General features: G+C 73.9%; 20 protein-coding genes and 1 pseudogene. 14 read left to right on the forward strand and 7 right to left on the reverse strand.

The window, feature by feature from the left end:
- Positions 1-177: pseudogene (locus H4F90_RS15595) on the reverse strand (lipoyl synthase); the annotation flags it as partial.
- A 30-nt stretch (positions 178-207) separates the two neighbouring features.
- Positions 208-939 carry a lipoyl(octanoyl) transferase LipB gene (gene lipB / locus H4F90_RS08575; protein WP_182663541.1) on the reverse strand — a complete coding sequence of 244 codons (732 nt, stop codon included), beginning with the start codon at positions 937-939 and terminating at the stop codon, positions 208-210.
- A 163-nt stretch (positions 940-1,102) separates the two neighbouring features.
- Here lipB and H4F90_RS08580 point away from each other — a divergent pair, with 163 nt between their 5' ends.
- The 12 genes from H4F90_RS08580 (at position 1,103) to H4F90_RS08635 (ending at position 16,050) form a co-directional block, all read left to right on the forward strand.
- Positions 1,103-2,695: a DUF4331 domain-containing protein gene (locus H4F90_RS08580; RefSeq protein ID WP_182663543.1), complete on the forward strand. Its 1,593-nt coding sequence runs from the start codon at positions 1,103-1,105 to the stop codon at positions 2,693-2,695.
- A gap of 12 nt (positions 2,696-2,707) precedes the next feature.
- Positions 2,708-2,959 (forward strand): hypothetical protein, encoded by a 252-nt coding sequence (locus tag H4F90_RS08585; protein WP_182663545.1) that lies wholly within the window; start codon positions 2,708-2,710, stop codon positions 2,957-2,959.
- Between the two features lie 139 nt (positions 2,960-3,098).
- Positions 3,099-4,370 carry a tetratricopeptide repeat protein gene (locus H4F90_RS08590; RefSeq protein ID WP_182663547.1) on the forward strand — a complete coding sequence of 424 codons (1,272 nt, stop codon included), beginning with the start codon at positions 3,099-3,101 and terminating at the stop codon, positions 4,368-4,370.
- Entirely contained in the window at positions 4,367-5,509 is a 1,143-nt protein-coding gene (locus H4F90_RS08595) for a HupE/UreJ family protein (RefSeq protein ID WP_182663549.1), read from the forward strand. Before H4F90_RS08590 ends, H4F90_RS08595 begins: the two co-directional genes overlap by 4 nt.
- Positions 5,506-6,030: a hypothetical protein gene (locus tag H4F90_RS08600; protein WP_182663551.1), complete on the forward strand. Its 525-nt coding sequence runs from the start codon at positions 5,506-5,508 to the stop codon at positions 6,028-6,030. The genes H4F90_RS08595 and H4F90_RS08600 overlap by 4 nt, the downstream gene beginning before the upstream one ends.
- Before the next feature lie 180 nt (positions 6,031-6,210).
- Positions 6,211-8,343 (forward strand): TonB-dependent receptor, encoded by a 2,133-nt coding sequence (locus H4F90_RS08605; protein ID WP_220486112.1) that lies wholly within the window; start codon positions 6,211-6,213, stop codon positions 8,341-8,343.
- A gap of 221 nt (positions 8,344-8,564) precedes the next feature.
- Positions 8,565-10,829, forward strand: a complete 2,265-nt coding sequence (locus tag H4F90_RS08610) for a TonB-dependent hemoglobin/transferrin/lactoferrin family receptor (RefSeq protein WP_182663555.1) — start codon at positions 8,565-8,567, stop codon at positions 10,827-10,829.
- A gap of 21 nt (positions 10,830-10,850) precedes the next feature.
- Entirely contained in the window at positions 10,851-11,951 is a 1,101-nt protein-coding gene (locus H4F90_RS08615) for a hemin-degrading factor (protein WP_182663557.1), read from the forward strand.
- Positions 11,944-12,855: a heme/hemin ABC transporter substrate-binding protein gene (locus tag H4F90_RS08620; RefSeq protein WP_182663559.1), complete on the forward strand. Its 912-nt coding sequence runs from the start codon at positions 11,944-11,946 to the stop codon at positions 12,853-12,855. Before H4F90_RS08615 ends, H4F90_RS08620 begins: the two co-directional genes overlap by 8 nt.
- Before the next feature lie 131 nt (positions 12,856-12,986).
- Entirely contained in the window at positions 12,987-14,036 is a 1,050-nt protein-coding gene (locus H4F90_RS08625; RefSeq protein ID WP_328700868.1) for a FecCD family ABC transporter permease, read from the forward strand.
- Positions 14,037-14,053: 17 nt separating this feature from the next.
- On the forward strand, positions 14,054-14,941 hold the full coding sequence (locus tag H4F90_RS08630; RefSeq protein WP_182663563.1) for a heme ABC transporter ATP-binding protein: 888 nt from the start codon (positions 14,054-14,056) through the stop codon (positions 14,939-14,941).
- Positions 14,938-16,050 (forward strand): substrate-binding domain-containing protein, encoded by a 1,113-nt coding sequence (locus H4F90_RS08635; RefSeq protein WP_182663565.1) that lies wholly within the window; start codon positions 14,938-14,940, stop codon positions 16,048-16,050. Before H4F90_RS08630 ends, H4F90_RS08635 begins: the two co-directional genes overlap by 4 nt.
- A gap of 37 nt (positions 16,051-16,087) precedes the next feature.
- On the opposite strand, the gene H4F90_RS08640 is transcribed toward H4F90_RS08635, so the two are convergent.
- The 5 genes from H4F90_RS08640 to H4F90_RS08660 form a co-directional block, all read right to left on the reverse strand.
- Positions 16,088-16,396 (reverse strand): YbeD family protein, encoded by a 309-nt coding sequence (locus tag H4F90_RS08640; protein WP_182663567.1) that lies wholly within the window; start codon positions 16,394-16,396, stop codon positions 16,088-16,090.
- A gap of 19 nt (positions 16,397-16,415) precedes the next feature.
- Positions 16,416-17,612, reverse strand: a complete 1,197-nt coding sequence (locus H4F90_RS08645) for a D-alanyl-D-alanine carboxypeptidase family protein (RefSeq protein ID WP_182663569.1) — start codon at positions 17,610-17,612, stop codon at positions 16,416-16,418.
- A 126-nt stretch (positions 17,613-17,738) separates the two neighbouring features.
- On the reverse strand, positions 17,739-18,401 hold the full coding sequence (locus H4F90_RS08650) for an alpha/beta hydrolase (protein WP_182663571.1): 663 nt from the start codon (positions 18,399-18,401) through the stop codon (positions 17,739-17,741).
- Complete coding sequence (locus tag H4F90_RS08655; protein WP_182663573.1) at positions 18,398-18,721, reverse strand: (2Fe-2S) ferredoxin domain-containing protein; 324 nt, start codon at positions 18,719-18,721, stop codon at positions 18,398-18,400. The genes H4F90_RS08650 and H4F90_RS08655 overlap by 4 nt, the downstream gene beginning before the upstream one ends.
- 32 nt (positions 18,722-18,753) lie before the next feature.
- Positions 18,754-19,842: an MBL fold metallo-hydrolase gene (locus H4F90_RS08660; RefSeq protein ID WP_182663575.1), complete on the reverse strand. Its 1,089-nt coding sequence runs from the start codon at positions 19,840-19,842 to the stop codon at positions 18,754-18,756.
- Positions 19,843-19,942: 100 nt separating this feature from the next.
- Here H4F90_RS08660 and can point away from each other — a divergent pair, with 100 nt between their 5' ends.
- Positions 19,943-20,650, forward strand: a complete 708-nt coding sequence (gene can / locus H4F90_RS08665; protein ID WP_182663577.1) for a carbonate dehydratase — start codon at positions 19,943-19,945, stop codon at positions 20,648-20,650.
- 33 nt (positions 20,651-20,683) lie between these two features.
- Positions 20,684-22,513, forward strand: coding sequence for a bifunctional isocitrate dehydrogenase kinase/phosphatase (aceK, locus tag H4F90_RS08670; protein ID WP_182663579.1), 1,830 nt, complete (start codon positions 20,684-20,686; stop codon positions 22,511-22,513).
- Positions 22,514-22,579: the final 66 nt, after the last annotated feature.

Here is a 22,579-nt window from a genome sequence, read left to right on the forward strand (position 1 = left end):
GATCTCGTAGAAGCGGGTGCTGGGCGAGCCGGCCTTGACGCGGATCCAGTCGGGCTTCTTGAGCACCTCGGCCGGGACGACCTTGATGGGGATGCGGGCGGTCTTGGCCTGGGACTTCTGCTTGGCCGTCGGGTCGTAGGCCGGCTGCTCGGGGGTCTCGGGCAGGAGGGTGTTCATCGGGAAAGGCTCCGGGTGGGGGCGGGGGGCTCAGTCGAGCTGCCGGATCAGGTGGGTGGCCAGGCTCCGGGCGACGGCGGCGGGATCGGCCGTGACGCCGAGGCTAGCAAGGTCGACTGTCTTGAGGCCTACGTAGCCGCACGGATCGATGCGGCCGAAGGGCTCGAGGTCCAGGGCCACATTCAGCGCGACGCCGTGGTAGCTGCCCTGGCGGCTGATCTTCAGGCCCAGGGCGGCGATCTTGCCCAGGCCGCGGAAGGGGTCCTCGCCCGGCGCGACCGGCTGAAGGCGGGCATGGCCGAAGGGATCGGCCAGCCGCACATAGAGGCCCGGGGCGCCGACCACGCGGTGCGCCGTCACGCCCAACTCGGCCAGCGTACGCAGCACGGCCTCCTCGATGCGGTGGACGAACTCCTTCACGAAGTAGCCGCGCCGCCGCAGGTCGACCAGCGGATACGCCACCACCTGCCCGGGCCCGTGGTAGGTCACCTGGCCGCCGCGGTTGCTGGCCACCACCGGGATGTCGCCGGCGGCCAGCACATGCTCGGCCCGGCCCGCCGTGCCCTGGGTGAAGACGGGCTCGTGCTCGACCAGCCAGAGTTCGTCGGGCGTGTCGGGCGTGCGTGCGGCGGTGAAGGCCTGCATGGCCTCGGCGGTGTGCGGCCAGGGCACGCGGCCCCAGTCGCGCAGCTGCCAGCGGTGGCCGGCGGGGGAGGTCGGGCTCGCCACGGCGGCGGGCAGGGCGGGCAGGGCGGTGTCCATGAGCCGCCGATTGTCGCCAGCCGGCGCTTGGCCGGGTGGGACCCCGCCCGTGCCGGGCCAAGACCGTACGTCGCACAAGGCCTTCGGACATCCGGCGGCCGGTCCCCGGCGTATGCCGGCGGGCTGCAGTCGACGAGCTGCGCATCCTCCAGGAGACACGACCATGACCCAGTTCTTCTCAGCGGGCCGTCTGGCCCTGCTCGGTGCCGCCCTGCTGGGGGCCGCCGGCCTCAGCCTGGCGTCCAGCCACCGGGAAGCGCCCTTCATCACGACCTCGCCCAAGGTCGATGGCACGGACTTCTACATGTTCCGCAGCTACGAGCCGGGTCGCGAAGGCTTCGTCACGCTCATCGCCAACTACCTGCCGCTGCAGGATCCCTACGGCGGCCCGAACTACTTCTCGCTGGATCCGAACGCGCTCTACGAGATCCATGTCGACAACAACGGTGACGGCCGCGAGGACCTGAGCTTCCAGTTCCGCTTCAGCACCCCGCTGGCCAATGCCGGCGCCGGCCAGACCCTGCGCATCGGGGGCGAAGGGGCCAACGGCCGCACGGTGTCGATCCCGCTGCGCCAGATCGGCGGCGTGGATGCCCAGGGCGGCACCCTCAGCTACACCGAGGGCTACACCATGACCCTGGTGCGCGGCGACCGTCGCAGCGGCACCCGCCAGGCCGTCAATGGCGGCAACACCTTCCCGAAGCCGGTCGACTACATCGGCGAGAAGACCCTCGGGAACGCCGAAGCCTACGAGAGCTACGCCAACGGCTTCGTCCGCAGCTTCACCGTGCCGGGCTGCAGCGCGCCGAATGCCAACCAGGCCAAGGTCTTCGTCGGCCAGCGCAAGGAGGCCTTCTCGGTCAACCTCGGCACCATCTTCGACTTGGTGAATGCGCCGGCCGCGGTCATCACCGACGAGAACAATGCCTCGGCCCTGGGCAAGTTCGGCGAGCTGGAGGACAAGAACGTCACCTCCATCGCCATCGAAGTGCCGATCGCCTGCCTGACCCAGGGCAGCGAGCCGGTCATCGGCGCCTGGACCACCGCCAGCCTGCGCCAGGCCCGCCTGCTCAACGGCCGTCCGGCCTCGGGCCTGCAGGCCAGCGAGAAGATCGGCGGCGCCTGGGTGCAGGTCTCGCGCCTGGGCATGCCCCTGGTCAATGAAGTGGTCATCGGCCTGCGCGACAAGGACAAGTTCAACGCCACCAAGCCGATCGACGATGCCAGCCGCTTCGCCGACTACGTGACGCACCCGACGCTGCCGGCCTTGATCGAAGCCCTGTTCAGCGCTCCGGCGCCGACCAACTTCCCGCGCACCGACCTCGTCACCGCCTTCCTGACCGGCCTGCCCGGCATCAACCGGCCGAACAACAGCGCGACGACGGCCCGGCCGCTGACCGAGATGCTGCGGCTGAACACCACGACCCCGGCCACCCCCGTCGCCTCGCAGAACCCGCTGGGTGTGCTCGCCGGTGATGCTGCGGGCTTCCCCAACGGCCGCCGCCTGGGCGACGACGTGGTCGATGCCTCGCTGCGCGTGGCCATGGGTGCGCTGTGCGTCGCCACCGGCGACATGGACGCGCTGGGTGTCGGCTGCCGGCCCTCGGACGCACCGGCCGGTGCCGTGCCCTTCGTCGATGCGGTGCGGGCCTCGGCCACGGACTTCAAGTCGGCCTTCCCCTACCTGAACACCCCGCTGCCGGGTGCGCGTTCGCCGGAAACGGTCGCGGCCCCCACGGCCGCCCGGGCCCGCTGAGGAGGGACGACCATGCACTCCACCTCCTCCTCCCTGCGCCTTGCGGCGCCGCTCCTGGTCCTGATGCTCGCGGCCTGCGGCGGCGGCGGCGGGGGCGATCTCAGCGTGGCCGAGGCCGTCCGCAGCGGCAGCCCGACCGTGTTCACGGCCTTCGTCGCCGACGAGGCCGAGCGCAGCCCGGAGAGCACCGAGCCGCTGTCGCTGGACAGCGTGGTCGATGAGCTGCCGCCGACCAGCGAGACCGAGGAACCGCGCGAGCTCTGAGCCCGTGCGTCCCTGCCCCGGGGCCGCTCACCCTGCCGGGTGGCCGGCCCCGGGGCGCCTTCGCTGCGGGCCCTCCGCTGGCCCGGCTCCTGCAAGAGGGCCTGCTACCGTGGGCCTTCCCGGTCTGCCCCCCTCGTCGATGCACCTGATCCGCCTTCCGCTGCTGCTGCTCGCCTGCCTGCTGCTGCCCCCGCATGCCGCGGCGGCCGAGGCCCGGGCCCGGCCTTTCGTGCCGGCCGACCCCGAGCAGGTCGTCGCCCGGGTGCAGAGCACGCGGGCCGAGGCGGGACGGCCCGGCCTGCGCGGCCTGCGCCAGGGCTGGCGCCGGGCGCCGGAGGACCCGCGCGCCGTGCTGGCCTTCGTGCAGGCGGCGCTGCAACAGGCCCGGCGCGATGGGGACCCGCGCCATCTCGGCGAAGCCGAGGCCGCCCTCGGCCCCTGGGCCGTGGCCGCCGCACCGCCCCCCGAAATCCGCCTCTGGCGGGCCACCGTGCGCCAGGCCCAGCATGATTTCGTGGGCGCGCTCGACGATCTCGCGCACCTGACCGGCCCCGCCGCCCGCGAGCTGCCGCCGGCCCTGCGCGCCGTCGCCGAGCTGCAGCAGGCCGCCGTGCTTCAGGTGCAGGGCCGCTACCTCGACGCCGCTCCGCATTGCGAGGCCCTGCTCGATCCCGGCCTGGCCCGGCCGGGCAGCGAGGCCGGTCTGGCCGGGGCGGCCTGCCTGGCCGAGCTGTCCACCCTCACGGGCCCGCCCGGTCCCGGCCGCGAGGTGCTGGCCCGGCTCGATGCCGGGGAGCGCGGCCCGGCCTGGCTGGCTCTGCTGCGGGCCGAGGCGGCCGAGCGGGCGGGCGAGGTCGACGAGGCCCTGCGCCTTTACCGTCGTGCGCTGGCCACCCAGCCCGAGGTCTACGTCCGCGTGGCGCTGGCCGATGCCCTGATCGACCGGGGCCGCTGGGACGAGGTGCTGGCCCTGCTCGCCGACGCGCCCGCGGCCGAGGCCCTGCTGCTGCGCCGCGCCCGTGCCGAGCAGCAGCTGCGCCGCCCCGAGGCCCGCGAGACCCTGGCGCGGCTGCGCGCCACCCTCGACGCCCAGGCCCTGCGCGAGGACCGGGGCCACGCCCGCGAGGCCGCCTGGCATGCCCTGCACCTGCTGCGCGACCCCGCCGCGGCCCTGGCCCTGGCCGAGCAGAACTGGCGCCAGCAGCGCGAGCCGATCGATGCCCGCCTGCTGATCGAGGCGGCCACCGCGGCCGCCCGCCCGGCCGCCGCCGAGCCGGTGCGCCGCTTCCTGCGCGAGACCGGCCTGCAGGACCGGCGCCTGCTCGTCGCCCTGGCCGCGCTGGACGCGGCCGAGCACCGCCGCGCGGCGGCCCCCCCGGCCGCCTCGGCGACCCCGGAGGCCCGTCGATGAGCGCCGGCCGCCTGCTGCGCGCACTGGCCGCGCTGCTGCTCGCGCTGGGCAGCTGGGGTCCGGCCACGGCCCACCAGCCCAGCGACAGCCTGCTCGAACTGCGTGTGCAGGGCGAGCGGATCGAGCTGGCCTGGGACATCGCGCTGAAGGACCTCGACGCCGAGCTGGACCTCGATGCCGACGAGGACGGCCAGCTGCGCTGGCGCGAGGTGCTGGCCCGCTGGCCCGACATCGAGGCCCTGGCCGCCGCCGGCCTGCGCGTGGGCCCGTCCGGCGGCGAAGCCTGCACCGGCCTGCGCGGCCTCAGGCCGCAGCTGATCGAGCACGGGTCCGGGCCGCATGTCGCGCTGCGCGCGCAGCTGGACTGCGGCCGGCCGCCGGAGCGCCTGCAGATCGCCTACACCCTGTTCGCCGGCAGCGACCCGCGCCACCGCGGCCTGCTGCGCCTGCAGGGCGCCGATGCGGAACACGCCCTGTCGGCCGTGCTCAACCCGCGCGAGCCGGCCCGCGACTTCGCGCTGGCGGCCGGCCATGCCCCGGGCTTTGCGGCCTTCGTGGTCGAGGGCATCTGGCACATCGCGATCGGCTTCGACCACATCCTCTTCCTCGTCGCGCTGCTGTTGGTCTGCGTGCTGCGCTGGGACGGCCGGGCCTGGCAGCCGGCGACCGCGCCCCGCGCGGCCGTGGCCGAGGTCCTGCGCATCGTCACCGCCTTCACCGTCGCGCACTCGATCACCCTGAGCCTGGCGGCCACCGGCGTGCTGGCCCCGCCGAGCCGCTGGGTCGAGGCCGGCATCGCCGCCAGCGTGCTGCTGGCGGCGCTGAACAATCTGCGGCCGCTGGTGCAGGGGCCGCGGCGCTGGATGCTGGTCGCGGCCTTCGGCCTGGTCCATGGCTTCGGCTTTGCCAACGTGCTGCAGGACTTGGGCCTGCGCCAGGGCGAGCTGCTGGCCCCGCTGTTCGGCTTCAACCTCGGGGTCGAGCTCGGCCAGCTGCTGGGCGTGGCCCTGTTGCTGCCGCTGGCCTGGGCGCTGCGGGGCCGGGCCGTCTACCGGCGCGGCGTGGTGGGCGGCGGCTCGCTGCTGATCGCGGCCCTGGCGGCCTACTGGTTCATCGAACGGGCCTTCGAGCTGGGATGAATCCGTCGCGCCGCGCCCGCCCCAGCTGCCTGCTGCCGCTCCTGGCCCTGCTGCTGGTCGCGATCGTCCTGCAGGCCCTGGGGCTGGCCAGCCGGCACGGTGCGCTGCATGGCCTGCACCTGCACCTGCCTCTGGAACAGCCTCCCGATCCGGCCTCCGTCCCGGCCCAGGCCGGGGCGGGCGAGCTGCCCCTGCCCAGCCTGAGCTGGCCGCCCGGCCCGGACCGCCCGGCGCTCGCCCGCGAGATCGGCGACGACCAGACCCAGGCCCATGCCCAGGCCCACGCCCAGGGCCTGGCCGACCACCGCCACGCGCTGCAGCAGCGCGACTGGCTGGGACTGGGTTCGGACAGCGGCGAGGACGGCCGCTCGACCAGCCCCGTCTGGCATCCCCCGCAGGCCGGACCCGGCCCGCTTGCGGCCGCGCCCGGGGTGGCGCTGCGCCGCGGGCCGTCCCCAGCGGAAGCCTGGGCCGACTGGCGGCAGGCGCCGCCGCAGCGTCCCCCACGCGCGCCGGCCTGAGTGCCGCCGCCGCACGATGCGGCGGCTCCTTCGTCCGGGCCGAGGTCTCGCCGTGAGGCGGGCCGGCCCGGAGATCGCTGCTGCTGTCGGCCGGCCCTGCCCGGCCGGGGAATGCCCGCCATGTCCTGTTCCGTCCCTCGTCTTCGCCCGGCCCCGTGCCGTGGCGGCCTCCGGCCGTCCGTGGCCCGGCCCCCCGCCGGTCCGGCGCGTTCCGCCTGCCTCGGCATCCTGCTCGCCGCCTTGCTGCCTGGGCCCGTCGCGGCCCAGGTCCCGCCTCCGCCGGCCGCCTCGGCCAGCCTGCCGGCCGTGCAGCTGGAGGGCCACTACGAAGCCACCACCGGCCAGGGCGATGCCGCCAGCGCCGGCACCGTCACCCGGCGCCTGATCGCGAACCGGCCGGTGCAGCGGCCGGCCGAGGTGCTGGAGTTCGTGCCGGGCCTGGTCGTCACCCAGCATTCGGGCGACGGCAAGGCCAACCAGTACTTCCTGCGCGGCTTCAACCTCGACCACGGCACCGACTTCGCGACCTTCGTCGATGGCATGCCGGTCAATGCCGTCAGCCATGCCCATGGCCAGGGCTACACCGACCTGAACTTCCTGATCCCCGAGCTGGTCCGCCGCATCGACTACCGCAAGGGCCCCTATGCCGCCGAGGATGGCGACTTCGCCAGCGCCGGCAGCGCCCGCATCGTGCTGCTCGACCGCCTGGACCACGGCTTCGCCAGCGTCACCCTGGGCCCGGACGGCTACCGCCGCCTGCTGGCGGCCGACAGCGTCGAAGGCCCGGGCGGCCACTGGCTGGCCGCCGCCGAAGGCTTCATGACCGATGGGCCCTGGACGGTGCCCCAGCGTCTGCGCAAGTCCAGCCTGCTGCTGCGCCATCGCGGCGGCACGCCGGGCCTGGGCTGGCGCCTCGGCCTGATGCACTACGACAACCGCTGGACGGCGACCGACCAGATCCCCGCCCGCGCAGTGGCCGAGGGCCGGCTCGGCCGCTTCGACAGCCTGGATCCCAGCAGCGGCGGCCGCACCGAGCGCTTCAGCCTGAATGCCGGTCTCGACGGCGAGACCGCCGACGGCGACTGGCAGCTCAGCGCCTACTGGATCCGCTCGCGCCTGAACCTGTGGTCGAACTTCACCTACGCGCTGGATGCCCCCACGGCCGGCGATCAGTTCGAGCAGGCCGAGCGCCGCCAGACCCTGGGCGGCGAGGCCCGCCGCAGCTGGGCCTTCACGGCCGGTGGCCGGGCGCAGCGCCTGAGCCTGGGCGGCCAGATCCGCCACGACCGGCTCGACCCGGTCGGCCTCTACCGCACGGTGGAACGCCAGCGCCTGAGGACCACGGCCGAGAGCGAGCTTGACCAGACGATCGGCGGCCTGCATGCCGAGCTGGCCACCGTCTGGAGCCCGCGCTTTCGCAGCGTGCTCGGCCTGCGCCACGACCGCGCGCAGTTCGACGTGGCGCGCAGCAGCGTGCCCGAGAACACCGGTCGCGCCCGCGACCAGCAGACCAGCCCCAAGCTCGCGCTGATCTGGGGGCCCTGGGCCGGCCTGGCCGACAGCGAGCTCTTCCTGAACGCCGGGCGCGGCTTCCACAGCAACGATGCGCGCGGCACCGTGGCCCGGATCGACCCCGTCAGCGGCGACCCCGTCGAACGCGTGCCCGGCCTGGTGGCCAGCCGGGGGACCGAGATCGGCTGGCGCGGCCAGCCCCTGGCGGGCCAGCAGACGGCCCTGGTGCTCTGGACCCTCAGGCTAGATTCCGAACTGGTCTACATCGGCGACGCCGGCACCACCGAGGCCCTGGGCGCCAGCCGCCGCCGCGGCCTGGAGCTGAACCACCACGGCCGGCTCGAAGGCTGGACGATCCTCGGCACACCGGGCCGCGACTGGCTGATCGACCTGGACCTGGCCTGGAGCCGTGCCCGCTTCGAGCGCGCGCCGGCCGGCGCCGACCATGTGCCGGGCGCGGCCAACCGGGTGGCCTCCTTCGGCCTGGGCTGGGCGCCCGAGGGCGGGCCCTGGCAGGCCCAGTTCCAGCTGCGCCACATCGGCCCGCGCGACCTGACGGAGGACGGCCGCCAGCGCTCGGCCTCGACCACCCTGGGCAGCCTGCGCCTGGGCTGGCAAGCCCACCGCGCGCTGCGCCTGGGCCTGGACGTCTTCAACCTCTTCGACCGCAAGGCCAGCGACATCGACTACGTCTACACCTCGCGCCTGCCCGGCGAGCCGGCGGCCGGGGTGGAAGGCCGGCATTTCCATCCGGTCGAGCCGCGCAGCCTGCGGCTGACGGCGACGCTGCGCTGGGACTGAGGCCCGTGTCGCCCCGGCGCCCACCGGCCGGGGCGCCGGGCCTGCTGTCCGTCCGGGCTTCCCTTGACAGACGCTTCTAATTAAGAATAATTCTCATTATCTTGGTCGGCCGCGCTGCGGTCCGATCCCCTCCCCCCCGACCTCAGCCAGCTGAACGGCGCACGAAGAGTCCTTCGTCGCCTGCCCGCCGAGTCGCTGCCCCGGCGCTGCCGGCTGACGTCATGCCTGTTTCCTCTTCCCGTTCGGCGCGTGGGCGCCGTGTGCGTCGTCTGTGGCCGCTGGCCGTGGGCGGTCTGGCCCTGATGGGCCTCGTCGCGACGGAGCTGCGTGCGCAGGAGGCGCCCGACGCGCCGGCCACGCTGAGCGTCGGGCGGCTGCCGCAGGTCAGCGTGAGCGCGACGCGGGAGCGGCGCAACGTGGATGAGACGGCCTCGACGGTCACGGTGATCGATGCCGAGGCCATCGAGCAGGGCTTCGTGAAGGACGTGCGCGACCTGGTGCGCAACGAGCCGGGGGTCAGCGTGCGCCGCGCGCCGACGCGCTTCGGCCTGGCCCAGGGCACGACCGGCCGCGAGGGCAATGCCGGTTTCAACATCCGCGGCCTGGACGGCAACCGGGTGCTGATCCAGGTAGACGGCATCCGCGTGCCGGCGGCTTTCAGCTTCGGCGCGTCCAGCTTCGGGCGCGGCGACTTCGTCGACCTCGGCAGCCTGCGCAGCGTGGAGATCCTGCGCGGCCCGGCGTCCACGCTCTACGGCTCGGACGGCCTGGCGGGCGTGGTCAGCTTCTACACCTTCGATCCGGCCGACCTGCTGGACGCGCGCCCCGGTGCGCGCCATGGCAGCGTGGGCCTGTCCTGGGCGCAGGAGGACCGCGGCTTCGGCCTGAATCTACGCGGTGCCGTGCGGCTGGCCGGCGATGCGCAGGCCGGCACCGAGCTGCTGGCCATCGTCGACCGGCGCCAGGGCCACGCGCTGGACAGCCAGGGTGGTGAGGGCGGCAACGGCAGCGTCCGCACCGAGCCCAATCCGCAGGGCCGCGATAGCCAGAGCCTGTTGCTGAAGTGGGTGCACCGCCCGGACGCGAGCCAGCAGTGGCGCGTGACGCTGGACCACAGCCGGGCCGATATCGAGACGGACGTGCGCAGCGGCCGCAGCGCCAGCGTGGCCAGCCTGCAGGCCCGGGACGACATCGACCGCGACCGCCTGTCGGTCGATGCCCGCTTCGACGGGCTGGGCTGGGCGCTGGCCGACCGCCTGCAGTTCGCCGTCTACGGCCAGGAGGCGGAGACCCGCCAGTTCAGCGCGGAGGACCGCACGACCCTGGCCGACCGCGCCCGCGACAACCGCTACGAGGAGCGACTGATAGGCCTGAACCTGCAGCTCGACAAGCAGGCCGCCTGGGGTGGGCTGCAGCACCGCCTCGTCTACGGCCTGGACCTGGCGCAGGCCCGCATCGACAACCTGCGCGACGGCACCGTGCCGCCCAGCGGCGAGACCTTCCCGACCAAGGCCTTCCCGGCGACCGACTACACGACGCTGGGCGCCTTCCTGCAGGACGAGCTGCAGCTGGCCGAGCGCTGGTTCCTGACCCCGGCGCTGCGCTACGACCGTTTCAAGCTCGACCCGCGCGAGGACGTGCTCGGCGTCGATTCGGTCGGCATCAGCGACGGCCGCCTGACGCCCAAGCTGGCGCTGCGCTGGGTGGCGAGCGACGCTCTCTCGGCCTACGTGAACCTGGCCCAGGGCTACCGCGCCCCGACGCCGGACCAGGTCAACAACGGCTTCACCAACCTCAGCTCGCCTTTCTTCGCCTACCGCTCGATCGCCAACCCGGACCTCAAGCCCGAGCACAGTCGCACGGTGGAGCTGGGCCTGAACGGCCGCCAGGGCACGCTGCGCTGGGTGGCGGTGGTGTTCGAGGGCCGCTACAAGGACTTCATCGAGCGCACGGTCGTCAGCGGCAGCGGCAGCCAGGCCGATCCGCAGACCTTCCAGTTCGTGAACCTGGACGAGGCGCGCATCCGCGGCCTGGAGGCCCGCCTGGCCTGGCAGCCGCGGCCGGAATGGACGCTGGAGGCGGCCTACGCCCAGGCGCGCGGCGAAAGCGCGGACGGCAGCGACCAGCCGCTCAACAGCATCGACCCGCCCAAGCTCAACCTGCGCGCGCAGTGGCTGCCCGCGCCGGGCCTGAGCCTCAGCGCGGCCGTGAACCACGTGCGCGCCAAGTCGCGCAGCCGCATCGACGCCAGCGCATTGACGGCGGGGGCCGAACCCTTCGCGACCCCGTCCTACACCACGCTGGACCTGAGCGCGAACTGGCGTGTGAACCGCCATCTGGAACTGGGCGCCGGCCTGTTCAATCTCACCGACAAGACCTACTGGCACTGGGCTGACGTGGTGGGCCTGGCGGCCAACACCACCGGCCTGGACGCCTACACCCAGCCCGGCCGCAGCTTCGCGCTGCGCGCCCGGATCAGTTACTGAGCCCCTGCGGAGCTTCCGACCATGGCCCTGCTCGACACCCCCGCCCGCCGCGCCATGCCGGTCACGGCCCCTGGCGAACTGCTCGATGCCTTCCTCGCGCTGCGCCGCGAGGCCCGGCTGCGCCACCGCGATGCAGCCGCCCGCCTCGGCGTGAGCGAGGGTGAGGCCGTGGCGGCCGCCGTGGCCGCACCGCCGCCCTTCAGCGCGGTGCGGCTGGCGCCGCCGTGGCCGCGGCTCTTCGAGCGCGTGCCGAGCCTGGGCCGCGTGATGGCGCTGACGCGCAACGAGGCCGTGGTGCACGAGAAGATCGGCGTCTACGCCGACATGTCGCACCGGGCCGGCGTCGGCCTGGCCCTCGGGCAGGACATCGACCTGCGCATCTTCTACGTCGCCTGGGCCCATGCCTTCGCGGTGACCGAGCAGGCCGAGGACGGCACGCTGCAGCGCAGCCTGCAGGTCTTCGACGCGCACGGCGTGGCCATCCACAAGGTCATCCTCAGGCCCGGCGCCGACCTGCCGGCCTGGGAGCGCCTGGTCAGCGACTTCGCGCACCCCGACCAGGAGCCCGGCCTGCAGCCCGAGCCGGCCGAGCCCGCGCCGCCGCCACCGGACGATGCGGCGGTGGACGTCGCGGCCTTCCAGGCCGCCTGGCTGGCGATGGCCGACACGCACGAATTCTTCGGTCTCGTGCGGCGCTTCGGCCTGTCGCGCACCCAGGCCCTGCGCCTGGCGCCGGCCGGCCACGCCGAGTCAGTCTCGCCCGGCGTGCTGCGCATCCTGCTGGAGTCGGTCGCGGCCGAGGGCCTGCCGATCATGGTCTTCGTCGGCAACCCGGGGATGATCCAGATCCACACCGGCCCGGTGCAGAACATCAAGGTGATGGGCCCCTGGCTGAACGTGCTGGACCCGGGTTTCAACCTGCACCTGCGCGAGGACCTGGTCTCCCGCGCCTGGATCGTCCGCAAGCCCACGGCCGATGGCGTGGTCAGTTCACTGGAGCTGTTCGACGCGGCCGGCGAGACCCTGGTCATGGTCTTCGGCGAACGCAAGCCCGGCCGCGCCGAGCTGCCGGCCTGGCGGGCACTGCTGGGGGCGCTGCCGCGTGAGGCCATCCATGGCTGAGCGGTCTGCGCGCCGGCCGCTGCGTACTGCGGCCTCGTCCGGCCTGCCGCGCCGAGCCTGGCTTGGCGGCACGCTCGGCGCCGGGCTGGCCTGGGCCGGCCTCGCCCGGGCCGAGCCCGCACCGGGCGCGCTGCGCCTGCTCAGCGCGGGCGGCTCGGTCACCGAGCTGGTCTACCGCCTGGGTGCGGGCGGCCAGCTGGTCGCCGCCGACAGCACCAGCCTCTTCCCCGCCGACGCGCGGCGCCTGCCCAAGCTGGGCTACCACCGCACGCTCTCGGCCGAAGGCCTGCTGGCCTTGCGCGCCGACCTGCTGCTGGCCGCCGCCGACGCCGGCCCGCCGAACGTGCTGGCCCAGGTGGAGTCGGCCGGCCTGCGCGTGCTGCGCGGCGTGCCGGGCCATGGCTTCGAGGTGCTGCAGACGCAGATCGCGCTGCTTGCCCGCGCCCTGGGCCGCGAGGCCGAGGGCCGCCAGCTGGCCGCCGAGGTCGAGGCCGGGCGTGCCCGCCTGGCCGCGGCCATCCTGCCCGCGGCCACGGCGCCGCGGGTGCTCTTCGTGCTGTCGCACGCGGCTGGCAATGTGCAGGTGGCCGGTGCCGGCACCGCCGCGCAGGCCCTGATCGAGCTGGCCGGCGCACGCAATGCACTGCAGGGCGTGCAGGGCTACCGGCCGCTGTCGGCCGAGGCCGCGGTGGCGGCGGCGCCGGACTGGATCCTCGGCACCACCGAGGGCCTGGCCGCGCTCGGGGGCGTGCCGGCGCTGCTGGCCCGCCCGGGCCTGGCGCTGACGCCGGCCGGTCGCGCTGGCCGGGTGCTGGCCTTCGACGCGCTGCTGATGCTGGGCAACGGGCCGCGGCTGCCGCAGGCCGTCGAGCAGCTTGCCCGCGGCCTGGGCACGCTGGCATGAGTGCGCTGAACGCGGCGGCCGCCCTGGAGCCGGACAGGCCGGGGGACGGTGACCCTGCCGCGGCGGGGGCCGCGGACGGGACCGGCCGCGCCGCAAGCGCTGCTGCGGAGGCCGGGCGCCGACCCGGCCGCGTGCCCGCGCAGCTGCTGCTGCCGACCCTGGCCGCCGCGCTGCTGCTGGTCGCGCTGCTGGCCGTCGGCCTCGGAGCCTACGAAATTCCGCCCGGCGCGGTGCTGCGCATCCTCGCGCAGGCCCTGGGCCTGGACCTGGGGCCGGTGGACGCGCAGCAGGCCGCGGTGCTGCAGGCCATCCGCCTGCCGCGCGTCGGCCTGGCCATGCTCACCGGGGCCGGCCTGGCCACGGCCGGGGTGCTGATGCAGGGCCTGTTCCGCAATCCGCTGGCCGACCCGACGCTGATCGGCAGCGCGGCCGGCGCCGCGCTGGCCGCGGCGGCGGTGATCGTGCTGCTGGGCCCGACGGCCGGCGGCGGCGCCCTGGCCGCGCTGGCCACGCTCGGCCCGGCGGCGCTGCCGCTGGCGGCCTTCCTTGGCAGCGCGGTGGCGACCGGCCTGGTCGTGCTGATCGGCCGTGGCAGCGGGCCGAGCGGCTTCTCGCTGGCCGGCGTGCTGCTGGCCGGCATCGCGGTCAATGCCCTGGGGATGGCGGGGGTCGGCCTGATGGCCTATCTGGCCAGCGACGAACAGCTGCGCACCCTGACGTTCTGGAACCTCGGCGCCCTGTCGGGCGCCAGCGGCCCGGTGCTGGCGGCGGTCGGCCCGGCGGTCGGCCTGGCCCTGCTCGGCGCCTGGGCGCTGGTGCCGGCGCTGAACGCGCTGGCCCTGGGTGAGGCGCGTGCCGGCCACCTCGGCATCGCCGTCGGCCGGGCCAAGGCCGGCGCGGTGCTGGCCGCGGCCCTGGCCACCGGCAGCGTGGTGGCCTTCACCGGGGTGATCGGCTTCATCGGCCTGGTCGCGCCCCACCTGGTGCGGCTGATCGCCGGGCCCGACCACCGCGTGCTGCTGCCCGGCGCCATCCTGATGGGTGCGCTGCTGGTGCTGGGTGCGGACCTGGTCGCGCGGACCCTGGTCGCGCCGGCCGAGCTGCCGATCGGCCTGGTCACCGCGCTGATCGGCGGGCCCTTCTTTATCGCCCTGCTGCGCCACCGGCGCGGCCCGCTCTGACCCTTGGCTGTCGTCCCATGCCCCTGCTGACCCCCCTGGCCCGTTTCCGCCGGACGGCCGCGCGCCGCAGTCCGCCGGGCGCCGACGCGCTGGTCCTGGCCGCGCACGGCCTGGGCCTGCGCCAGGCCGACGGCCGGGTGGTGCTGGAGCCGCTGGACCTGCGCCTGGCGCCCGGCGAACTGCTGGCCGTGCTCGGCGAGAACGGGGCCGGCAAGACCAGCCTGCTGCGCCTGCTGGCCGGCGAGGTGCCCGCGTCGGGCCTGCGCCCGTGCGGCGAGCTCTGTCTGGCCGGCCGGCCGCTGGCTGACTGGTCGGCGCGCGAGCAGGCCCGGCTGCGCGCGGTGCTGCCGCAGCACACCGACCTGGCCTTCGACTTCAACGCGGCCGAGCTGGTCGCGCTGGCCCGCCACCCGCATGGCGACAGTCCGGCCGAGGCCCGCGCGATTGCGGCCCAGGCGCTGGCGTTGACGGGCGCCTCGGATTTCGCGCTGCGCGGCCTGCGCGAGCTTTCGGGCGGTGAGCGGGCGCGCGTCTTCCTGGCCGCGGCCCTGGCCCAGCTCTGGGCCGCCGACGATCCGCAGCCCCGCCTGCTGCTGCTCGACGAACCGACCGCCGCGCTGGACCTGGCCCAGCAGCACCGTCTGCTGGCCACGGTGCGCGCCTTCGCGGCCTCGCGGCGCCTGGGCGTGGTGGCCATCGTCCACGACCTGAACCTGGCCGCGCAGTATGCCGACCGCGTGCTGCTGCTGGCCGGCGGCCACCGCCTGGCCGAAGGGCCGCCGGACGCGGTGCTGCAGCCCGGGCCGATCGCGCGCGGCTTCGGCGTGCGTGCGGCCTGCCTCGCGCATCCGCTGGCCCCTGGCCAGGCGCTGATCGCCACCGCGGCGTCGGGGGGGATGGCATGAGCCTGCCCGCCCCGCCCCGGGTCGAGCTGCGCCTGCACTTCGGCGAATCCGCCGCGGACCGCGCCGCCGTGCCGCCCGCGCTGCAGCACCCGCTGTTCGCGCTGCTCGCCGCCCTGGCCGCGCAGGGTTCGATCCAGCAGGCCGCGCGCGGCCTCGGCCTGTCCTACCGCCATTGCTGGGGCGAGCTGCGGCGCTGGGAGCAGCGCCTGGGCCAGGCCCTGGTGCACTGGGCCCGTGGTCAGCGCGCGGTGCTGACGCCCTACGGCGGCGCGCTGCTGCAGGCCGAGCGCCTGGCGCGGGCGCGGCTGGCGCCGCAGATCGAGCAGCTGCAGGACGCGTTGGACGCCGTGTTCGACACCGCCGCCACGCCCGAGGCCGTGCCGCTGCGGCTGGCCGGGGTCGCCGACCCGGCCCTGGCCCGCCTGCTGGCCCTGGGGCGGCGCGAGGGCCTGGCCCTGCAGCGCCTGCCCGCCACGCCGGCCGAGGCGCTGCAGGCCCTGGCCCGCGGCTGCTGCGAGGCCGTGGCGATGCACCTGCGCGAGGGCCTGCGCCGCGAGGGGCCGACCGCCCGCGCCTGGCGCGCGGCGCTGAAGCCCGGTGCGCAGAAGCTGCTGTTGCTGGGCCAGCGCAGCCTGGGCCTGATGCTGCCACCGGGCAACCCGGACCGGGTGGCCGGCCTGGCCGATCTGGACCGTCTGCCCAGCCTGCGCGCCGTCGACGGCAGCGCCGAGGAACTGGCCCTGGCCGAGCTGCGCGCCGAGGCCGGCCTGCCGCCGCCACCCGCGGGCGAGATCGAGCCCAGCCCCGAGGCCCTGGCCGAGCAGGTGGTCGCGGGCCGCGTCGCACTGGCCTTCGGGCCGGAGACGGCGGCCCGCGCCGCAGGCCTGGACTTCCTGCCGCTGGCCCGGGAGCACAGCTTGCTGCTGCTGCCGCGCGCCGCGCTGGAGCGCCCCGCGCCGCTGCGCCTGCAGGCCCTGCTGGCCAGCCCCGCCTGGGCCGCGGCGCTGGCCGGGTTGCCCGGGGTGTCCGCCGCCGGGGCCGGCCGGGTGCTGCCGCTGGGCCGCTTGTTGCCGTGGTGGCCGGTGTCGGCGCTGCGGCCGGCAGCCTGAGCGCAACCGCGTCCTCGGCCGGAGGCGCCCCGGGCGCCTAGAGCACCACCCGCACCATCGGGTGGCTGCTGAGCGTGCGGTAGATCTCGTCGAGCTGCTCGCGGCTGGTGGCCGTGATCGTCACGGTCAGGCCCAGGTAGTTGCCGCCCTTGCTCGGGCGTTCCTCGACGGTCGCCGGGTCGAAGCCCGGGTCGAACTGACGCGCGACGTGGACCACCGCCTCGCGGTAGCCCGGCACGTTCGCCCCCATGACCTTCAAGGGGAAGGCGCAGGGGTAGTCGATCAGCGAGCGCTCTTCCGGTGCGCCGACCGGGCGCGGGGCGGGGCGGGGCAGGTCATCGCTCATCGCACGGCTCCGTCCGGCTTCACTGGATCCACAGACGCAGCGCGTCCCAGGCGCGGCCGAACAGGCCCGACAGCGGCACCGGCTCCAGCACGACCAGCGGCAGTTCGGCCACCGGCGTGCCCGCGGGCGTGCTGACCTTGATCGTGCCGACGCGCTGGCCGGCCGAGAGAGGGGCCACCAGCGGGTCGCTGCGCTCGATCTTGGTGACCAGCTTCTCGCCCTGGCCGCGCGGCACATTGACCCGCACCGCCTGGGTGGAGCCCAGCTTGACGGTCGGCGCCGTGCCCTTCCACACGGGCACGGTGGCGGCGGCCTGGTTCGCGTCGAAGAGCTTGACCGCGTCGAAGGCGGCATAGCCCCAGTTCAGCAGTTTCTGGCTCTCGTTGGCGCGGCTGTTCATCGAGTCGGCGCCCAGCACCACGCTCAGCAGGCGGCGCTCACCATTGGGCAGCGCGCGCTTGGCGGTGGCGATCAGGCAGTAGCCGGCCTTGTCGGTGTAGCCGGTCTTGAGGCCGTCGACGGTCGGGTCGCGGTAGAGCAGCAGGTTGCGGTTGCCCTGCTTGATGCCGTTGTAGGTGTACTCCTTGATGGAGTAGTAGGGCAGCGAGTCGGGGAAGTCCAGCACCAGGCGGCTGGCGATCACGCTCAGCTCGCGGGCCGTGCTCTGGTGGCCGGGGGCGCTCAGGCCCTCGGGGTTCTTGAAGGCGGTCTGCTTCAGGCCGAGGGCCGCGGCCTGGCGGTTCATCATGTCGATGAAGCCTTCGAGCGTGCCGCCCACCCCTTCGGCCAGGGCCACGGTCGCGTCGTTGCCGCTCTGCACGATCATGCCCTTGAGCAGGTCGTCGACCCGCACCTGGCTGTTGAGCGGCAGGAAGCTGCGCGAGGCGCCGGTCATGCCGGTGCGCCAGGCGCGCTCGGAGATCGGCAGGGTCTGGTCGATCTTCAGCTTGCCGTCCTTCAGGGCCTGGAAGACCAGGTAGGCGGTCATGAGCTTGGTCAGCGAGGCCGGCTCGGTCGGCGTGTCGGCATCCTTGGCGGCCAGCACCTGGCCGGTCGACACATCGAGCAGCAGCCAGGAGCGCGCAGCCACTTCCGGCGGCTGCGGGGCCTGGGCCCGGGCCAGCGGTGCGGCCAGCAGGCCGCCGAGCAGCAGCAAGGCGCCGAGCAGGCGGCCGGCCGAGCGGAAGAGGGAGGGCGTGGGGGACGGGGCAGTCATCGGGAGGGCAGGTGCGGGGCCGCCGCAGGCGGCGCCGGACACCGGTCAGGGCAGAGGGAGGGGGCAGGGTCGCCGAGGGGGCGCGGCTTCCGGTCGGGGTGGCCCCGGCCGGACGGGCCGGCGGCTTCAGGGCCGCCAGGCCTGCACGAGCAGGTGCTTCAGACCGGTCAGCTGGCCGTGGAAAAAGTGTCCCACACCCGGCATCACGGTCACCGGGATCTGCTGCGGGCGGGCCCAGTCGAGGGTGGCGGCCAGGGGCACGACCTCGTCGGCCTCGCCGTGCACGACCAGGGTGCGCGCGCGCAGGCCTTCGGGCAGGGCGGGCACCGGCTGGCGGGCGGTGGAGGGGCCGACCAGGCCGAGGTGCTGCGGCCAGTGGGCCTCGGGCAGGCGCAGCGCGGCTTCGGCGGCCATCCAGCCCCCGAAGCTGAAGCCGGCCAGGGCCCAGGGCCCCTGGGCCGGGCGTTCGGCGGCCAGCACGGCCAGGGTGTCGTCCAGCTCGCCGCGACCCTCGCCCCAGGCGCCCTCGGAGGCACCCAGCGGCGAGGCGACGCCGCGGTAGTTGAAGCGGACCACGCGCCAGCCCAGCATCAGGCCGGCCCGCACGAAGGTCTGCACGACCTTGTTCTCCATGGTGCCGCCGTGCTGCGGGTGCGGGTGGCAGCAGATCAGGGTGCCGGCCGGCGCGGCCCGGCCCTCGGCCACGTCCAGGGGCTCGTCGTAGGCACAGGCCAGCGCACCGGCCGGGCCGGGCCGCTGGCCGACCCGGGTCTTGGCCGCGGCGCTCAACGGCCGACCTCGGGCGGCAGCACCAGGCGCTCGACGACCTGGCCCTGGCCGAGGTGCTGCTCGACGATCTCGTCGATGTCGCTGGCGTCGACGAAGCTGTACCAGACGCCCTCGGGGTAGACGACGGCGACCGGGCCACCGGCACAGCGGTCCAGGCAGCCGGCCTTGTTGACCCGCACCCCGCCGGGGCCGGCCAGGCCGGCCGCCTTGACGCGCTGCTTGCAGCGGTCGAAGGCGGCCTGGGCGTCGTGGTCGGCGCAGGCGGCCTCGCCCTCGCGCTGGTTCAGGCAGAAGAAGATGTGACGCTGGTAATAGCTCATGGCGCGGATTCTCGGGCAGCGGCGGCGGCCCCTCAGGCGGCGCGGAAGTGCCAGACGCCGTCGGCATCGGCCTCGCGCTGCAAGCGGCCGGCGTGCCAGAGGCGGTGCAGGTGGGCGATGGATTCACCCATCGCGAAGCTGGTCTGGTGCAGGTCCAGCGGCCGGCGGAAGAGCAGGGGCAGCAACTGGTAGGCGGTGCGGGGCGCGCTGCGGCAGGCGGCCTCGACCTCGGCCAGGCGCTCCGCATGGTGGGCCTGCAGCGCGTCGATGCGCTCGTGCAGGCCGCCGGCCCCGGCCGGCGCCCCGGCCACGCGGCCGAAGGGCAGGCCGTGCGAGGGCAGCACCAGGGTGTCGGCCGGCAGGGCGCGGAAGCGCTCGATCGAGTCGAGGAAGAGGCCCAGGGCGTCGGCCTCCGGCTCGGTCTCGGACACGCCGACGTTGGTGGAGATGCGCGGCAGCATCATGTCGCCGCCGATCAGCAGCGGCGGGCTGCCGTCCTGCGCGGGGCGGAACAGGGCCATGTGCTCGGGCGCGTGGCCGTAGCCGGCGATCGGCGTCCAGGCCCGGCCGCCGATCGTCAGGGGCCGGCCGTCGAGCAGGCGCTGGTAGCTGGCCGGCACGGCCGGCACCAGGCGGGCGTAGAGGCCGCTGCGGGCGCGGATGCCGTCAAGCACGGCCTCGTCCGTCACGCCGTGGCGCGCGTAGTGGGCGGCCAGCGCGCGGTTGTCGGGGGCGGCGGCGCCGCAGGCGCGCTGCGCGCTGAGCCAGTCCCCCGCGCTGATGGCCAGCGGCACGCCGTGCTGCGCGCACAGCCAGTGCGCGAGGCCGAGATGGTCGGGGTGCATGTGGGTCGCGATCACCCGCCGCAGCGGCCGGCCGGCCAGCGGGCCGTCGAGCAGGGCCTGCCAGTGGGCGCGGGTCTCGGCACTGTCGATGCCCGTGTCCACCAGGGTCCATCCGGATGCGCCGGGGGCCGGGCTGTCGTCGATCAGCCACAGGTTGATGTGGTCCAGCGCGAAGGGCAGGGGCATGCGCAGCCACTGCAGGCCGGGCGCGACCGGCTGGAGCGAGCCGGGGGCGGGCCGGGCCTCGCCAAGCGGGTGGTGGGGAAGAAAGGGCATGGGGGACAACACGGGGCAGGACCTGGGTTGTACACGGCGGCGGCGCCCCCTGCCTGCCCCCAGGGTGCCGCGCCGGCACAAGCCTTGGCACACTTGCGGCATGAGCGACACCCAACACCCCTCTGAGCTGAGCCCGCTCTTCACGCGCAACCGTGCGTGGGCGGCCCGTACCGAAGCGGCCGATCCCGGCTTCTTCAAGCGTCTGCAGAACCAGCAGGCGCCCGAGTACCTCTGGATCGGTTGCGCCGACAGCCGTGTGCCCGCCAACGAGATCGTCGATCTCGCCCCGGGCGAGCTGTTCGTGCACCGCAATGTGGCGAATGTCGTCGCCCATTCGGACCTGAACTGCCTGTCCGTCGTGCAGTTCGCGGTGGACCTGCTGAAGGTCAAGCACGTGATGGTCGTCGGGCACTACGGCTGCAGCGGCGTGAAGGCGGCCATGCTGGGGGCCCGGGTCGGCCTGGCCGACAACTGGCTGCGCCATGTGCAGGACGTGCGCCAGAAGCATGCCGACTGGCTTTACGGCCTGCCCGATGTCGAGATCGGCCACGAGGCCATGTGCGAGCTCAATGTCCTGGAGCAGGTCAACAACCTCGGCCAGACCACTGTCATGCAGGACGCCTGGATGCGGGGGCAGTCGGTCACGATTCATGCTTTGGTCTACGGGCTGAAGAACGGCTTCCTCGACGACCTGAGCTTCTCCGCCACCGACGCCGATTCGCTGGCGCGGGGCTACCAGGACGCGCTGGCGGCCCTGAAGGCGCGCTACGCCCAGCGCATCGCTGCGGCAGGCACCCCCCCGCGCTGAGGCGCTTCCCGACCGACCACCGCCCCGCCGCCGATGTTTCCGTCCGCTCTCGACGACACACACGCCTTCGACATCGCCCAGGCCCTGGTCGAAGGCTTCAACCGCCACTACCGCCTCTTCCGCCAGACCAGCGCCGAGGCGAAACAGCGTTTCGAGGCGGCCGACTGGCATGGCCAGCAGCGTGCCCAGCGGGAGCGGATCGAGTATTACGACCGCCGGGTGGCCGAAGCCGTGGAGCGGCTCGAATCCGAATTCGGGGCCAGTCGGCTCAGCACCGGGGTCTGGCAGCAGATCAAGCTGCACTACATCGGCCTGCTGACCGACCACATGCAGCCCGAGCTGGCCGAGACCTTCTTCAACTCGGTCACGACCAAGATCCTGCACCGCAGCTACTTCCGCAACGATATCCTGTTCGTGCGGCCGGCGCTGAGCACCGAGTACATCGAGAACCTGGAGCCGGCCGAGCAGCCGACCTACCGCTCCTACTACCCGACGCGCAGCACCCTGCGCGAGACGGTGCGGCAGATCGTCGAGCACTTCGGGCTGACCCTGCCCTTCGTCGATCTCGACAACGACGTCTCGCACATCCTGGAAGCGGTGCTCGAACGCCTGGGCGACGGCCGCCTGAAGACCAACTTCCAGATCCAGGTCCTCTCCAGCCTGTTCTACCGGAACAAGGGCGCCTACCTGGTCGGCAAGATCGTGAACGGCTTCGTCGAGACGCCCTTCGCGCTGCCCATCCTGCACAACCGGAACAACCAGCTCTACATCGACGCGGCCCTCTTCGGCGTCGACGACATGCTGCTGCTCTTCAGCTTCGCGCGGGCCTACTTCATGGTCGACATGGCCATCCCGAGCGCCACCGTGCAGTTCCTGCGCTCGCTGATGCCGCGCAAGCCCAAGGCCGAGCTGTACAACGCCCTGGGCCTGCAGAAGCACGGCAAGAACCTGTTCTACCGCGACTTCCAGTACCACCTGCGGCACTCGACCGACAAGTTCCGCATCGCCCCGGGCATCAAGGGCATGGTGATGCTGGTGTTCGACCTGCCGTCCTTCCCCTTCGTCTTCAAGGTCATCAAGGACTTCTACCCGCCGCAGAAGGACACCACCCGCGAGCTGATCCAGAGCAAGTACCTGCTGGTCAAGCAGCACGACCGGGTCGGCCGCATGGCCGACACGCTGGAATACAGCAACGTGGCCTTCCCGCGCGCGCGCTTCGAGGACGAACTGGTCGCCGAGCTCAAGCACTTCTGCCCCAGCGTGCTGGAGGAGGACGGCGACAGCCTGATCATCCGGCACCTCTACATCGAGCGCCGCATGGTGCCGCTGAACATCTACCTGCAGGATGCCCGGCCGGACCAGATGGAGCATGCCGTCCTCGAGTACGGCAACGCGATCAAGGATCTGGTGGCCGCCAACATCTTCCCCGGCGACATGCTGTGGAAGAACTTCGGCGTGACCCGCCACGGCAAGGTGGTGTTCTACGACTACGACGAGATCGAGTACATCACCGACTGCAACTTCCGCCGCGTGCCCGCGCCGCGCAACGAGGAAGACGAGATGTCGGGCGAGATCTGGTACGCCGTCGGGCCCAAGGACGTGTTCCCGGAGACCTTCGGGCCCTTCCTGCTCGGCCACCCAGGCGTGCGCGAGATCTTCATGAAGTACCACGCCGACCTGCTCGACGTGGACTTCTGGCAATCGCACAAGGACCGCATCGGTGGCGGCCATGTGCACGATGTCTTCCCCTACGAGCAGCGGCGGCGCTTCCGGCACCGGGTCGGCCAGCCCTTCTCCAGCGTCGATGAGCCGCTGCCCGTGCTGCCGCCGGGCGCGGTCGACAACGGCTACAACCCGCTCTGAGTCGCGCGGTCTGCCCGGGAAAGCTCGGGGGGGCCTGTACGTGGTTCCCGCAGGACCCCTTTCGGG

Source organism: Aquariibacter albus, from assembly GCF_014145335.1.
Taxonomy (GTDB): Bacteria; Pseudomonadota; Gammaproteobacteria; order Burkholderiales; family Burkholderiaceae_C; genus Aquariibacter; species Aquariibacter albus.

What these genes read in the sequence shown, in the direction of transcription:
- lipB (WP_182663541.1), bottom strand. Translation starts at nt 939, where the DNA reads ATGGACACCGCCCTGCCCGCCCTGCCCGCCGCCGTGGCGAGCCCGACC.
- H4F90_RS08580 (WP_182663543.1), top strand. Translation starts at nt 1,103, where the DNA reads ATGACCCAGTTCTTCTCAGCGGGCCGTCTGGCCCTGCTCGGTGCCGCC.
- H4F90_RS08585 (WP_182663545.1), top strand. Translation starts at nt 2,708, where the DNA reads ATGCACTCCACCTCCTCCTCCCTGCGCCTTGCGGCGCCGCTCCTGGTC.
- H4F90_RS08590 (WP_182663547.1), top strand. Translation starts at nt 3,099, where the DNA reads ATGCACCTGATCCGCCTTCCGCTGCTGCTGCTCGCCTGCCTGCTGCTG.
- H4F90_RS08595 (WP_182663549.1), top strand. Translation starts at nt 4,367, where the DNA reads ATGAGCGCCGGCCGCCTGCTGCGCGCACTGGCCGCGCTGCTGCTCGCG.
- H4F90_RS08600 (WP_182663551.1), top strand. Translation starts at nt 5,506, where the DNA reads ATGAATCCGTCGCGCCGCGCCCGCCCCAGCTGCCTGCTGCCGCTCCTG.
- H4F90_RS08610 (WP_182663555.1), top strand. Translation starts at nt 8,565, where the DNA reads ATGCCTGTTTCCTCTTCCCGTTCGGCGCGTGGGCGCCGTGTGCGTCGT.
- H4F90_RS08615 (WP_182663557.1), top strand. Translation starts at nt 10,851, where the DNA reads ATGGCCCTGCTCGACACCCCCGCCCGCCGCGCCATGCCGGTCACGGCC.
- H4F90_RS08620 (WP_182663559.1), top strand. Translation starts at nt 11,944, where the DNA reads ATGGCTGAGCGGTCTGCGCGCCGGCCGCTGCGTACTGCGGCCTCGTCC.
- H4F90_RS08630 (WP_182663563.1), top strand. Translation starts at nt 14,054, where the DNA reads ATGCCCCTGCTGACCCCCCTGGCCCGTTTCCGCCGGACGGCCGCGCGC.
- H4F90_RS08635 (WP_182663565.1), top strand. Translation starts at nt 14,938, where the DNA reads ATGAGCCTGCCCGCCCCGCCCCGGGTCGAGCTGCGCCTGCACTTCGGC.
- H4F90_RS08640 (WP_182663567.1), bottom strand. Translation starts at nt 16,396, where the DNA reads ATGAGCGATGACCTGCCCCGCCCCGCCCCGCGCCCGGTCGGCGCACCG.
- H4F90_RS08645 (WP_182663569.1), bottom strand. Translation starts at nt 17,612, where the DNA reads ATGACTGCCCCGTCCCCCACGCCCTCCCTCTTCCGCTCGGCCGGCCGC.
- H4F90_RS08655 (WP_182663573.1), bottom strand. Translation starts at nt 18,721, where the DNA reads ATGAGCTATTACCAGCGTCACATCTTCTTCTGCCTGAACCAGCGCGAG.
- H4F90_RS08660 (WP_182663575.1), bottom strand. Translation starts at nt 19,842, where the DNA reads ATGCCCTTTCTTCCCCACCACCCGCTTGGCGAGGCCCGGCCCGCCCCC.
- can (WP_182663577.1), top strand. Translation starts at nt 19,943, where the DNA reads ATGAGCGACACCCAACACCCCTCTGAGCTGAGCCCGCTCTTCACGCGC.
- aceK (WP_182663579.1), top strand. Translation starts at nt 20,684, where the DNA reads ATGTTTCCGTCCGCTCTCGACGACACACACGCCTTCGACATCGCCCAG.